Source organism: Streptomyces sp. SID5464 (assembly GCF_009862985.1).
Taxonomy (GTDB): Bacteria; Actinomycetota; Actinomycetes; order Streptomycetales; family Streptomycetaceae; genus Streptomyces; species Streptomyces chartreusis_D.
Genome location: NZ_WWIQ01000061.1, coordinates 133,107 through 145,228, shown reverse-complemented (window position 1 = coordinate 145,228; position 12,122 = coordinate 133,107). Strand labels below are relative to the sequence as shown.

9 protein-coding genes, 7 tRNA genes and 1 pseudogene are annotated in these 12,122 nt (G+C 71.0%); 13 read left to right on the top strand and 4 right to left on the bottom strand.

Going from position 1 to position 12,122, the window contains the following annotated elements; genetic code table 11:
* The 4 genes and pseudogenes from GTY47_RS41370 to GTY47_RS31185 form a co-directional block, all read right to left on the bottom strand.
* Nucleotides 1-123: pseudogene (locus tag GTY47_RS41370) on the bottom strand (ATP/GTP-binding protein); the annotation flags it as partial.
* Nucleotides 104-499 (bottom strand): DUF742 domain-containing protein, encoded by a 396-nt coding sequence (locus GTY47_RS31195; RefSeq protein WP_010044602.1) that lies wholly within the window; start codon nt 497-499, stop codon nt 104-106. The gene GTY47_RS31195 and the pseudogene GTY47_RS41370, both read right to left, overlap by 20 nt.
* A gap of 112 nt (nt 500-611) precedes the next feature.
* Entirely contained in the window at nt 612-1,025 is a 414-nt protein-coding gene (locus GTY47_RS31190) for a roadblock/LC7 domain-containing protein (RefSeq protein WP_029181510.1), read from the bottom strand.
* A gap of 9 nt (nt 1,026-1,034) precedes the next feature.
* Entirely contained in the window at nt 1,035-4,862 is a 3,828-nt protein-coding gene (locus GTY47_RS31185; RefSeq protein ID WP_029181509.1) for a nitrate- and nitrite sensing domain-containing protein, read from the bottom strand.
* Nucleotides 4,863-5,464: 602 nt separating this feature from the next.
* Between GTY47_RS31185 and GTY47_RS40480 the strand changes: the two genes are divergently transcribed.
* From GTY47_RS40480 to GTY47_RS31125, 13 genes are all read left to right on the top strand, one after another.
* A complete protein-coding gene (locus GTY47_RS40480; protein WP_020270047.1) occupies nt 5,465-5,656 on the top strand; it encodes a hypothetical protein in 192 nt (63 codons plus the stop codon).
* A gap of 173 nt (nt 5,657-5,829) precedes the next feature.
* Complete coding sequence (locus tag GTY47_RS31180; protein ID WP_010044591.1) at nt 5,830-6,606, top strand: fumarylacetoacetate hydrolase family protein; 777 nt, start codon at nt 5,830-5,832, stop codon at nt 6,604-6,606.
* A complete protein-coding gene (gene gltX, locus GTY47_RS31175) occupies nt 6,599-8,083 on the top strand; it encodes a glutamate--tRNA ligase (RefSeq protein WP_029181508.1) in 1,485 nt (494 codons plus the stop codon). Before GTY47_RS31180 ends, gltX begins: the two co-directional genes overlap by 8 nt.
* Before the next feature lie 172 nt (nt 8,084-8,255).
* Entirely contained in the window at nt 8,256-9,857 is a 1,602-nt protein-coding gene (locus GTY47_RS31170) for a hypothetical protein (RefSeq protein ID WP_158688447.1), read from the top strand.
* A gap of 174 nt (nt 9,858-10,031) precedes the next feature.
* Entirely contained in the window at nt 10,032-10,475 is a 444-nt protein-coding gene (locus GTY47_RS31165; RefSeq protein ID WP_029181506.1) for a hypothetical protein, read from the top strand.
* Nucleotides 10,476-10,504: 29 nt separating this feature from the next.
* Nucleotides 10,505-11,236 carry an HAD family hydrolase gene (locus GTY47_RS31160; protein WP_029181505.1) on the top strand — a complete coding sequence of 244 codons (732 nt, stop codon included), beginning with the start codon at nt 10,505-10,507 and terminating at the stop codon, nt 11,234-11,236.
* 91 nt (nt 11,237-11,327) lie between these two features.
* A tRNA-Gln gene (locus GTY47_RS31155) sits at nt 11,328-11,399 on the top strand.
* Nucleotides 11,400-11,439: 40 nt separating this feature from the next.
* Nucleotides 11,440-11,512 (top strand) — tRNA-Glu (locus GTY47_RS31150).
* A gap of 40 nt (nt 11,513-11,552) precedes the next feature.
* Nucleotides 11,553-11,625: transfer RNA gene (locus GTY47_RS31145), tRNA-Glu, on the top strand.
* 40 nt (nt 11,626-11,665) lie between these two features.
* Nucleotides 11,666-11,738: transfer RNA gene (locus GTY47_RS31140), tRNA-Glu, on the top strand.
* Nucleotides 11,739-11,778: 40 nt separating this feature from the next.
* Nucleotides 11,779-11,851: transfer RNA gene (locus GTY47_RS31135), tRNA-Glu, on the top strand.
* Nucleotides 11,852-11,871: 20 nt separating this feature from the next.
* Nucleotides 11,872-11,943, top strand: a tRNA-Gln gene (locus GTY47_RS31130).
* Between the two features lie 28 nt (nt 11,944-11,971).
* Nucleotides 11,972-12,044: transfer RNA gene (locus tag GTY47_RS31125), tRNA-Glu, on the top strand.
* Nucleotides 12,045-12,122 lie beyond the last annotated feature (78 nt).

Sequence of the window (12,122 nt, the reverse complement as noted above, 5' to 3'; positions counted from 1 at the left end):
ACGCAACGGGTTGATCTCCGAGACGGCACCGACGAACGTGGTCTTGCCGACACCGAAGCCGCCCGCCACCACGATCTTCGCGGAGGTGGTGGAGCGACCCGCGTCAGAGCTTGCGAAGTCCACTGAGCACCCTTTCGAGCAGTGTCACGTCCGGCGCGCCGGTGGCCTCGTCGCCGCCCGGCTGGTGGATCGCGACGAGACCGGCCTCCGCGAGGTCCGCGACCAGGATCCGGGCCACACCGAGCGGCATGTTGAGCAGCGCCGAGACCTCGGCGACCGACTTCACCTCACGGCACAGGTGGCAGATGCGCTGGTGCTCCGGGAGCAGCCCCATGAGCGCCGCGGGGTCGGCGGTCGTACTGATCAGTGCCTCGATGGCCAACTGGTAACGCGGCCGGGTCCGGCCGCCGGTCATGGCGTACGGCCGTACCAGCGGCTGGTCGCCCTCGTCCTCGTACGGCTCCGCGTACGGATCATGAGAGGCGGGGGGCGGGGTCATGGGTCCTCCGGGCGGGACAGCAAGTCGGTTCAGTCGAGCCGTCTGACGAGGCCTGTGGGGGGTGTGTGGCGGCCGGACGGTGATGTGGTGAGACGGGTGGTGCCGGGGCCGATCAATGGAGCAGACTGCCTTGGAGCTCAGCTCGCAGGTCGGGGGTGAGGACCGCGCCCGCGCGGTCGACCAGGAGCGCCATCTCGTAGCCGACGAGGCCGATGTCACAGTCGGGGTGAGCGAGGACGGCCAGCGACGAGCCGTCCGAGATGGACATGAGGAACATGAATCCCCGCTCCATCTCCACGACCGTCTGCGCGACGTCGCCCCCCTCGAAGATCCGGGAGGCGCCTGCCGTCAGGGACGTCAGACCGGAGGCGACGGCCGCGAGCTGGTCCGCGCGGTCGCGCGGAAAGCCCTCCGACAGCGCCAGGAGGAGACCGTCGGCGGACACGACGACGGTGTGGGACACCCCGGGGGTGTTGTCCACGAAGTTGGTGATCAACCAGTTGAGGTTCTGTGCCGCCTGGCTCATCGGACTCAACTAACGCTCCTGCTGGTGAGAGGGCCGAGGGAAGCTGCCGGTCTGGGTGGACCCGGCCTGACGACCCTGTGCAATACCGCGGCGGAGATTGGTCAGCCGACCGCGTACGTCATCGGGGGCACGCGAGATCTGCGGACCGCTCTGCTGGGGCTGCTGCTGCGCCGTGCCCGGAACGAGGTTCGCCCGGGGCACCCGGCGCGGCAGGCCGGAGGTGGTGACACCGCCGGCCGCGGGCTGGCGGACGCGCTCGGCCTGGCGGACGAGGTCGTCGTTCGGCGAGCTGCGCCAGCCGGCGGAGGCGGACCGCTGGGGACCGCCGGTCTCCTGCGGCTGCTGCGGGGCCGGAGCGGAGCCGTTGCTCTGCGCCGGCTGCTGCTGCTCCTGCTGCCCGTGGAACCAGTTGGTCTCGAGGGTGTCGTACAGCGGCGTACGCCCGTCGCCCGGACCGGTCGCCGGCGGCAGGGCCTCGGGCTCCTGCCGCGTGGGCCGTCCCTGCGGGGCGGGCGGACGCGGGGCGCCGAAGTCGGCCCCGCCGCGGGCGCCGTTGACCTGCGGCCGCTCGAACTGGCCCGTGCCCGCGGGGTCGGCCGGGGTGGCCGGACCGGGGAGGGTGGGCCGGCCGGAGCCGTTGTCCTGGCGCGGCGCGGGGTACTGCCCGGTCGAGCCGTTGTCGTAGGACTGCGGAGCCGGGTACTGCCCGGTCGAGCCGCTGTCCTGGCGCTGAGCCGGGTACTGGTCGGTCGAGCCGTTGTCGTAGGACTGCGGGGCCGCGTACTGGCCCGTCGTGGACGACGGGTCGCGGCGGCCGCCCGGGGGGCCGAAGACGTCCGGGCGGACGAACTGGCCCGAGCCCTGCGAGCCGTCCGTGCCGGGAAGGCCGAACCGGTCCGAGCGCTGGGGGCCGCGCGGGCCGAAGTCGGCCGGAGAGCCGGGGCCCTGCCGGTCGTCGTCGCGCGGGACGGCGGGGATCTCCGCCGTCGAGCCCGGGCCCTGCCGGTCGTCGATCCGAGGCATCGGAGAGGTCCGGGAGGCATCCGGCTCCTCGTGCCCGCGCGGGGTGTCCAGCGAGGCACGCGGCACCGACGGCTGGGCGTTCTCGTCGCTCCAGCTCGGCACGCGGGGCTGCGATTCACCGCCGCCGGGCAGCTCGGCCCGCGGACCGCCGCGCGGCGGCAGCTGCGGCCGACGACCCTGGCCCTGGCCCTGCTCGGAGTTGCCCGGGCGCTGCGCACCCCGGCCACCGCCGTAGCCGTCCTGGCCCTGCGGCCCGTTCGTACCCGCGGCCTGCAGTCCCTGCGGAGCACCGGGCGCCTGCCCGAACCCGGCACCGGCGGGAGCCGGGCGGCCCTGCGGGGGCGCGGGCGGACCACTCTGCTCGAACAGCGACGGGGACTTGTCGGGACCCTGCGGTCCGCGCCCGCCGCCCGGCCGGCCACCGTCCGCGTCCCGCCCGGGCAGCGCGGCCCGCGGACCCTGGCCGGCACCGAGCCGGCCACCACCGGACGGCGCACCGCCGCCGTAGCCGGGGCCACCGGAGCCGCCGGGCCCGAGGGCGCCACCGCCCGCCTGGCCGGCACCGGCGGCACGCCGGGCCGCGGCCGCACCGGCGGCGGCCTGCGCGGCGGCCGGACCGCCACCGCCGACCGGCGGCTGACCGCCCTGCTTGGGCTGGGGCTTCTTGCCGCCCTGGGCGACATCGACGGGCAGCATGACGAGCGCGGTCGTGCCACCGGAGTCGGACGGGCGCAGCTGGATGCGGATGCCGTGCCGCTGCGACAGCCGGCCGACCACGAACAGACCCATGCGGCGGGAGACGGAGACGTCCACCGTCGGGGGAGAGGCGAGCCGCTCGTTGATCGCGGCGAGGTCCTCCGGCGACAGACCGATGCCGGTGTCGTGGATCTCGATCAGCACCCGGCCGTCGGGCAGGGCGTGACCGGTGACCTTGACCTTGGTCTGCGGCGACGAGAACGAGGTCGCGTTCTCCAGCAGCTCGGCGAGCAGGTGCACGAGGTCGTTGACGACCCGGCCGGCCACCTCGGTGGTCGGCACGGCGGCCAGCTCGATGCGCTCGTACTGCTCCACCTCGGACGCGGCGGCACGGAGCACGTCGACCAGCGGGACCGGACGGGTCCACCGGCGGCCCGGCTCCTCACCCGCGAGAACCAGCAGGTTCTCACCGTTACGGCGCATACGCGTGGCGAGGTGGTCGAGCTTGAACAGCGAGGACAGCTGGTCCGGGTCGGCCTCGCGGGACTCCAGTTCGGAGATGAGCGACAGCTGACGCTGGATGAGGCCCTGGGAGCGGCGCGAGAGGTTGGTGAACATCGCGTTGACGTTGCCCCGCAGCAGGGCCTGCTCGGCTGCGAGGCGGACCGCCTCGCGGTGCACGTCGTCGAAGGCCGCGGCCACTCGGCCGATCTCGTCCCGGGAGTGCACACCGACCGACTCCACGGACGTGTCGACGTCCTGCGGGTCGGACTCGGACAGCTGCTTGACCAGCTCGGGCAGACGGTCGGAGGCGACCTTGGTCGCGGTCTCCTCCAGGCGGCGCAGCGAGCGGATCATGGAGCGGGCCACGACGAAGGCGCCGACCAGCGACACACCGAGCACGATGAGGATCAGCGCACCGGAGATGATCGCGTCGCGCTCGGTGGCGCTGCGCAGCTCGCGGGCCTTCTGTTCCATCTCCTCGAGCAGCGTGTGCTCGATGTTCTTCATCTGCTGGATCTTGGTGGAGCTGTCGTCCAGCCAGTCGCGGTAGGACCGCTTGTCCTGCTGGGCGAGACCGCTCGCGGAGACCAGGGCACGACCCGCGTAGGTGTCGGTCGCCTTGATCGTGGAGTTGCCGCCGTCCTCGATCGGCTTGAGCAGCTCGGCGGCGGCGTCCTCGCCGTAGATGCTCTTGAAGCTGCGGAGCTCGGAGTTCTGGCTCTCCAGGGCCGACTCGGCGTAGAGCCGGTCGTTCGGCGAGAGCTTGCCGGTCGTGGTGTTGCTCGCGGGCAGCGCCGCCGCCAGGGCCGCGCGCTGGATCGAGGAGTACTCCTTGGCGGAGGAGAACGCCGCGAGCGCACGCGTGCGCTGGATCATGTCCGGGTTGCTGGTCGCCTCGGCCATGTCCTGGGAGAGGTCGATCAGGTTCTCGATCAGACGGTGGTACGCCTCGATCGTCTGCGTGGAGTTGCCCTCGGAGGCGTAGGCGCCCTTGCGGATCTGCTCCAGGTCGCCGAGCTCGCCGGCGAGCTGGACGAGGTACTCGCGGACGCCCTTGAGGTTGCCGTCCTTGCTGGTGCTGTCGATCTCCTCGGAACTGTCGAGGAAGTTCTTCCTCGCCCGGTCGGTCTTCTCGCGAAGACCCTTGACCGTGAAGTCGGTCGCCTTGCCGCCGTGCGCGAGCGGGCCGGCCGACTGGTCGCGCTCCTCCTGGAGGGCGGCGGACAGCTCGGTGGCCTGCTTGGTCATGTCCGTCAGCAGCTTCATGTTGTCGAGCTGCTGGATGTCGTCCATGGACTGGTTGATACGCAGCGCGCCCAGCGAGGTGGCCGCGACCACCGGGAGGGCGAGCAGCGAGACCAGACGGGTCGAGATGCGCCAGTTGCGCAGGGCTATTCGCGGGCCGGGGCCCGTCGGACCCGCCGGCGGCTTCAGGGCCGGAGCCGGGCTCGCGGACCCCGCGGGGGCCGACGCGCCGGGGCGCCCTCCGCCGTCACCGGCCGGGCCCTGGTTCTGGGCGTGCTGGGGCGAGGGGCTGCCCGTTTTGGGGCCAGTCCCGCCGTGCGGCTCCGGCTCCGCCGAAGCGCTGCCATCCCTCTTGAAACGTCCCTGCACTAGCGTCGCAACCTCTGGACCAGGCGCCCCATCGCGTGAACGGCGGGGCACGGTGTCGGCGTTCTGGGGACGCCCTGAGTACGCCCCCGTGGTGGTCTTGAGTGACCGGCGCTGGCTCCCCCTTCTGGCCGCCACTCGGCGCGTCTGTGCGCCCCCTGTGCGCCGGCTCGATCCTGCGGCGGTCCGTGGCATTCCAGCACAGCACAGGATCTCCAACAAGGCTCGTAGGCCAGGCCGTGACATAGGTGACACCACGTGAGTGACGAATCACCGGACGTAGAAAGTGAGTTAGTCCATTTCGGGCGTATGCCCGCGAGTCGCCGAGGCGCGACGGGTGTCCCAGTCGCCATGATCAGCAGCGGAATGAGCGCTTCAGTGGGTCAATGTCCGTTTCGTTGGGGTGAGACACGAGCCCGGATTGACCGATTCGCCCCCTGAGTCGTGAGAAAACTCACATGCTGATCATGGCCACCCCGTAATCGCGCCGGGAATCCCATGTTTAGCCTGACGCTTTACAGAGATGGCAAAACCGACAACCCGCGCCTGTACGAGGGTCCTCCGCGCCCTCCCGGCGCCCGTCACAGAACAGGGTCAAGTAAACAGTGAAGACGACGACGATGTTCCACAAGATCGCCAACCCGCGACGCACGACGCTGGCGCACCTGGACGACGCCGACGAACTGCAGACGCCGGAGCAGCCGGAGCACCGCGTCGAACTCCCCACCCAGACTGCCAACCCCAAGCGCACCATCCTCACCGAGGTCCCCGTCGCGGCCGCCGCTGCCGCGGAGTGACACCGGGTAATACGCGCACCGGCCGCCGGATGCTCACGGCGGCGGGACAAGAACATCGAGGGGCGCCACCGGCGACGGCGGCGCCCCTTCGTAATGCGCGCGGCACGGACCCCTCCCCGCGTTAGCCTGGAGCGTCAGACTCCAGCCGCTTCAGTCAAGGGGCCAAGCATCCCGTGCGCATCGCCAGATTCTCCATCGACGGGAACGTCGCCTTCGGCGCCATCGAGGGCGAGCAGCAGGACGAGCTCGTCCTGGACATCATCAAGGGCATCCCGTTCGCGGACTTCGAGCTCTCCGGCACGAAGGTGCCGGTCGGCAAGGTCAGGCTGCTGCCACCGGTGCTGCCCAACAAGGTCGTGGCCTTCGGCCGCAACTACGCGGAGCACGCGCGCGAGCTGGGCAACGAGGTGCCCGACGCCCCCTTCGCCTTCTTCAAGCCGTCCACCTCGGTGATCGGCCCCGGCGACGAGATCCAGTACCCCTCCTTCTCGGCGGAGGTGCACCACGAGGCCGAGCTGGCCGTGGTCATCGGCCGGATGTGCCGCGAGGTCCCGCGCGAGCGCGTCAAGGACGTGATCTTCGGCTACACCTGCGCCAACGACATCACCGCCCGCGACGTCCAGAAGCGCGAGAAGCAGTGGGCCCGGGCCAAGGGCTTCGACACCTCCTGCCCGCTCGGCCCCTGGGTGGAGACGGACCTGGACGCGAGCGACCTCACCATCCAGCTCACGGTCAACGGCCAGCAGCGCCAGCTGGGCCGCACCAGCGAGATGATCCACTCCATCGAGGACCTGATCGTCAACATCTCCGAGGCCATGACGCTGCTCCCCGGCGACGTGATCCTCACGGGCACCCCGGCTGGGGTCGGCCCGCTCAACGTCGGCGACGAGGTCGCCGTCACCATCGAAGGCATCGGCACTCTCACCAACAAGGTTGTCAAGCGTGGCTAGCGCACCCGGCTCCCCCGTACGCGTCCGTTTCTGCCCGTCGCCCACCGGTAACCCCCATGTGGGCCTGGTGCGCACCGCCCTGTTCAACTGGGCGTTCGCCAAGCACCACCAGGGCACCCTGGTCTTCCGCATCGAGGACACCGACGCGGCCCGCGACTCGGAGGAGTCGTACACCCAGCTGCTCGACTCGATGCGCTGGCTGGGCTTCGACTGGGACGAGGGCCCCGAGGTCGGCGGCCCGCACGCGCCGTACCGCCAGTCCCAGCGCATGGACCTGTACAAGGACGTCGCGGCCAAGCTCCTGGACGCCGGCCACGCCTACCGCTGCTACTGCTCCCAGGAGGAGCTGGACACCCGCCGCGAGGCCGCCCGCGCCGCCGGCAAGCCCTCCGGCTACGACGGCCACTGCCGTGACCTGAGCGCCGAGCAGGTCGAGGAGTACCAGGCCCAGGGCCGTGCGCCCATCGTCCGCTTCCGCATGCCCGACGAGACGATCACCTTCACGGACCTGGTCCGCGGCGAGCTGACCTTCACCCCCGAGAACGTCCCGGACTACGGCATCGTCCGCGCCAACGGCGCCCCGCTCTACACGCTGGTCAACCCGGTCGACGACGCCCTGATGGAGATCACCCACGTCCTGCGCGGCGAGGACCTGCTCTCCTCCACCCCGCGCCAGATCGCCCTGTACAAGGCGCTGATCGAGCTGGGCATCGCCAAGGAGATCCCGTCCTTCGGCCACCTGCCGTACGTGATGGGCGAGGGCAACAAGAAGCTTTCCAAGCGCGACCCGCAGTCCTCCCTCAACCTCTACCGGGAGCGCGGTTTCCTCCCCGAGGGCCTGCTCAACTACCTCTCCCTGCTCGGCTGGTCCCTCTCGGCCGACCAGGACGTGTTCACCATCGACGAGATGATCGCCGCGTTCGAGATCTCCGACGTGAACCCCAACCCGGCGCGCTTCGACCTCAAGAAGTGCGAGGCCATCAACGGCGACCACATCCGCATGCTGGACGTGAAGGACTTCACCGAGCGCTGCCGCCCGTGGCTCCAGGCGCCGTTCGCCCCCTGGGCGCCGGAGGCCTTCGACGAGGCCAAGTGGCAGGCCATCGCCCCGCACGCCCAGACCCGCCTCAAGGTGCTCTCCGAGATCACCGACAACGTCGACTTCCTGTTCCTGCCGGAGCCGGTGGCGGACGAGGCCAGCTGGACGAAGGCCATGAAGGAGGGCTCGGACGCCCTGCTGCGCACCGCCCGCGAGAAGCTGGAGGCGGCCGACTGGACCTCCGCCGAGTCGCTGAAGGAGGCCGTCCTGGCCGCCGGCGAGGCCCACGGCCTCAAGCTCGGCAAGGCCCAGGCCCCGGTCCGTGTCGCCGTCACCGGCCGCACGGTCGGGCTGCCGCTGTTCGAGTCCCTGGAGGTCCTGGGCAAGGAGACCACCCTGGCCCGGATCGACGCGGCGCTGGCGAAGCTGGCCGCGTAACGCGAAGCACCCACCCGACGAGGGCGGCGTCCGGTTCGGGCGCCGCCCTCGCCGTGTCCGCCCAGCCGTCACCCGGAGTTCACCGTTCCGGCCAACTCCCGTCCCCGGAGGGGACATTGGATGCCCCCTGTGCACACGGTGCGCGTGTGTGTCCTGGTACCGGGGAGGGAACATGAGCCGTTCACGAAGACTTGTCCACGCGGCCGTCGGCGGGGTCGTGGCCCTGTCCTGCACCGTGCTGACCGCACCGGCGCAGGCGGCGCCCGATGCCGACGCGCCCGTCGGCACGGTGCGGCTCGCCACCGAGAAGCGCGTGACCGTCGACTACCCGTGGGCCGGCGCGTCCGGCTTCCAGTACCGGCCGGGGACCACCTCGGTCACCACCGTGGACTACCCCGACACGGTCCCGCCCGCCCACGCCGGCCCGGACGACCTGGCCAGCGGTACCGACGTGGTGAACACCCGCGACGGCCAGACCGTCACCCAGAGACACCGCTCCACGGGCGTCACCGCCACCGTCACGATCCCCACCGGCCAGGCCTACCGGGCCGCCGCGGGCTGGAGCGTGCTGACCATGGACGGCACCGGCGCCCTGCACGTGCTGCGCACCGTCGAGGGCACCCTCACCGTGGACACCCCGGTCACCGGCTTCCCCGCGGGCGCCCGGCCCGTCGTCTACCGCACCGGCGGCTCGGTCAGCCGCCTCGCGATCGTCTACGTGCTGGACGGCAAGACGTCCGTGGGCCTGGTCGACCTCGCCGACGGCGCGTTCCGCACGTACGTCACCAGCGACGAGGCCACCCCGCAGCTCGCCTTCAACGACCGCTGGCTCGTCGCCGACTGGAAGGCGATCCGGGTGGACGCCGAACCCGGCACCGAGCCCACCGCCCTCACCAGGATCGGCGCCCAGCTCGAAGCCGTGGTCGGCGACCAGCTCCTTCTCGGCAACCCGGACTTCGTCCTGGGCGGCACGGACCCCGCGCTGACCGCACGCTCCCTCGTCACCGGCGCCCAGAGCACGGTGCTCACCTCGTCGTTCGGCGGCATCGGCCCGACCCTGGACGGCGGAGCGCTGGCCACCGCAGGCCCCTCCAGCCTCGACTGGAACATCCACCGGATCACTCCCACCGACAGCGGCGGCCTCACCACCACCGAGGTGGCCCGGGTCCCCGCCGCCTCGACCGGGGTGCAGGGACTGGCCGTCGCGGGCGGCGAGTTGTTCCTCTACGGCGCGACGACGGCGGGCGGCGCGTTGCGCTACAGCGGCTTCCAGCTGGATGCCGACGGCCGGCCCACCGGCGCACAGACTCCCCGGAGCCCCGCCCTTGGCGCGTCCACCTGCCTCACCGGCGACGCCGCCTGCCCCCAGCTGGAGGCCCTCGGCGACGGCCGGGTCGGCTACCTGTGGACCAACTCCGCAGGCCAGGAATCCGTCCTCAACGTCGGCCTCGACACCACCACCACCCTCAGCGGGCCCACGGACGGTGACTCCGGCGGCCGCATCGCCGGCGGCACCGGCCGCTACGTGCTCTACAACGGCGCCTCCGGCAAGCAGCGGCTCGTGGACTTCCCGCGCGCCGCGACCGGCGGCGAGACCACCCTCACCCGCGACCGCACCGCCGCCGCCGTCTGGGGCCAGACACTGTGGACCCCGGGCAGCACCCAGGGCGTGGTCACCGGCCGCAACCTCAAGACCGGGACGACCACCACCATCGCCACCGGCGCCCCCTGCACCCCCACCGACATCCAGGCCGTCAACACCTGGCTGTACTAATCCTGCGGCGGCACGGCGGGCGTCTACGACCGCGCCACCAACCGGAAGATCACGGTCCCGGCCGACCACGGCCCGGCCCGCCTCGCCGACGGCTTCCTGCTCCGCGAGAACCGCACCACCCACGACCTGCTGCTCACCGACTTCCACACCGGCACGGCGACCACCCGCACCCTGGTGAAACTGCCGGCCACCGACCAGAACACCGGTGGCAGCAACGGCCGCTGGGCCGTCGACCGCTTCGGCGGTCACATCGCCTACCTCAACGGCACGTACGGCGAGGTCTCGATCGTCCCCAGCGGCGTCCCCACCTCACCGCTCGCGCAGATGGAGGCCCAGGTCTACTCGCCCTCCGTGATCGGCAGGTCGATGCCCTGGGCACCGGTCTGGCAGCTGAACAAGCCGTCCACCTGGACCCTGGCCCTGACCACGGGCTCCGGCACGGTCCTCCGCACGCTGACCGGCAGCTCCACCGGGGCCGCCGTACGCCCCGCCTGGGACGGCACCACCGACACCGGCGCCGGAGCCGGGTCCGGGCCCTTCACCTGGCGGCTCACCGCCCACCCCCGCGACGGCCAGGGCCCGGACCTCACGCTCTCCGGCACGATCACCCTGGGCTGAGGACCCGCGGCAGTGGGTACGGTCGGACCATGAGGATCCACGCCGTGGTCTGGGACGTCGACGACACCCTCTTCGACTACACCACCGCCGACCGCCTCGGCATGAGCGCCCACCTGACCGCCGAGGGCCTGCTCGACGACTACGACACCGTCGAGCAGGCCATCGCCCGCTGGCGGGAGATCACCGACGTGCAGTGGGCGCGCTTCGCGGCCGGTGAGGCCACCTTCGAGGACCAGCGGCGCGACCGCGTACGAGTGTTCCTCGGCCAGGACCTCACCGACGCCGAGGCCGACGCGTGGTTCCAGCGGTACATCACCCACTACGAGGCGGTCTGGGCCCTCTTCCCGGACGTCCTGCCCGTCCTCGACGCCCTCGCCGCCAGCCACCGACACGCCGTGCTGTCCAACTCCAGCCTCCACGTCCAGGACCGCAAACTGCGCGTCCTCGGCGTCCACGACCGCTTCGAGAGCATCCTGTGCGCGGCCGAGCTCGGCGTCTCCAAACCCGAGGCCCGCGCGTTCCTCGCCGCCTGCGAGGCCCTCGGCCTGCCGCCGCACCAGGTCGCCTACGTCGGCGACCACCCGGAGATCGACGGACGGGGTGCCGCCGACGCCGGGCTGCTGTCGGTGTGGATCGACCGCGGGGGCGCGTACGCCACCATCGATCCGCCCGTCGGGCCGCACCGCATCGCCTCCCTCGCCGAACTGCCGTCTCTGCTCGGCACGGATAGTCGTTTTGGAGCCCCGTCCACCTTCAGGTAATGTTCTTCCTGCGCCGCGGGGAGCGGGCCGGAAGGCAGGAGCCCCAGGCGCAGTACTAGAACAAAATCCCCCTCAGGGGCTTGCGTTCCAGTGGCCTATGGTGTAATTGGCAGCACGACTGATTCTGGTTCAGTTAGTCTTGGTTCGAGTCCAGGTAGGCCAGCTCGCAGAGCTCATCTGCACCAGCGGATTCCGATCCGCAAGCCCCCGTTGTGTAGCGGCCTAGCACGCTGCCCTCTCAAGGCAGTAGCGCCGGTTCGAATCCGGTCGGGGGTACTGGTTCCGAAAGATCGACGATCATCTCGGGACTGCTAGGGCCCCCGTTGTGTAGCGGCCTAGCACGCCGCCCTCTCAAGGCGGTAGCGCCGGTTCGAATCCGGTCGGGGGTACTGGTTCCGAAAGATCGACGATCATCTCGGGACTGCTAGGGCCCCCGTTGTGTAGCGGCCTAGCACGCCGCCCTCTCAAGGCGGTAGCGCCGGTTCGAATCCGGTCGGGGGTACTGGTTCCGAAAGATCGACGATCATCTCGGGACTGCTAGGGCCCCCGTTGTGTAGCGGCCTAGCACGCCGCCCTCTCAAGGCGGTAGCGCCGGTTCGAATCCGGTCGGGGGTACTGACTGGTCTAAACCACATTGGTCTATGGTGTAATTGGCAGCACGACTGATTCTGGTTCAGTTAGTCTTGGTTCGAGTCCAGGTAGACCAGCTCGGACCTGCGGAAACGCAGAGTCCACGCCCCCGTTGTGTAGCGGCCTAGCACGCCGCCCTCTCAAGGCGGTAGCGCCGGTTCGAATCCGGTCGGGGGTACACATGACGAAGGCCCCTCACCTCGGTGAGGGGCCTTCTGTGTACGCCCTGAAGGGGCGCGGGGAACTGCGCGATCAA